Source organism: Vibrio sp. B181a, from assembly GCF_030248375.1.
GTDB classification, from domain to species: domain Bacteria; phylum Pseudomonadota; class Gammaproteobacteria; order Enterobacterales; family Vibrionaceae; genus Vibrio; species Vibrio campbellii.
Genome location: NZ_JAHGAD010000134.1, coordinates 1 through 879 on the forward strand (window position 1 = coordinate 1; position 879 = coordinate 879).

General features: G+C 41.6%; 1 protein-coding gene. It reads right to left on the reverse strand.

Going from position 1 to position 879, the window contains the following annotated elements:
- Positions 1-165: 165 nt before the first annotated feature.
- Complete coding sequence (locus KIO97_RS26595) at positions 166-813, reverse strand: hypothetical protein (RefSeq protein WP_285384413.1); 648 nt, start codon at positions 811-813, stop codon at positions 166-168.
- Between the last annotated feature and the right edge of the window lie 66 nt (positions 814-879).

The following is an 879-nucleotide window of genomic DNA, read 5'->3' on the forward strand; positions in this document are numbered from 1 at the left end:
TTTTGCCATTTAACGCCCTGTTAAGGTGTGAGCAACGCAATACCGAAGCCGCCGCATACCACCTTAAACACTAAACGCAACGCATAGTAAAAATGCCATGCGTTGCGAATCACTCTTAAACAGTTTGTTAAGTGTAATTTTTATGCAACACACTCTCAGAGTTAGTTAAAACCAAACATCCTCTGGATCGATATAAACACCATCACCTAAATAGACTCCTTCTGATGTTATTGGAATGCCTGAGAGTGTGTAGGCTTCACCACGAGCAACTTGATCAATAGTTGCAGGAACTCCATTGTCAGTCCATGCTCCACTGTAAATCACAGAAGCAGTATCAAGATAGCATCTGTTAACTATCGACACATCGTAGACTTCGACCATCTTTTCAGAAACACCAATAAGTTCCTTTTCATCTACTCGCTTCCATGAATTCCAACCTTCAGAAAACACCAGATCAGAGCTACTATCTTCAAGCGGTGGTGTGCTGCGATAAACTCTAACCCGATTAGAATCAAACGAGAGCACTACATATTTACCAGTTGCATGTTTAACCTTAAACTCGAAATCGAGCACCCAAGACAATTTGCTTTCTTCAAATACATCCTCAAGATTACTAATGCATACTCGCATCCAATGAGAATGATACCCTGCAGCCTTTTGACACACATAGCCATAGTATTGACCTTCATCAAAAAGGGTCGCAACAAGCTCTCCTTTCGTTGGGGTAGGACACAACTTGTGCATTTTGTCTCGCCAAGCGAGTAAGTTTCCACTTTTTAACCCAGTCGGGGCTGGTGTACTTTTGATGCTCATAAAACAGCTCTAATAGGAATAACATGCGGATAATATCACGCAACTGATTGCAATTGCACTTAACGC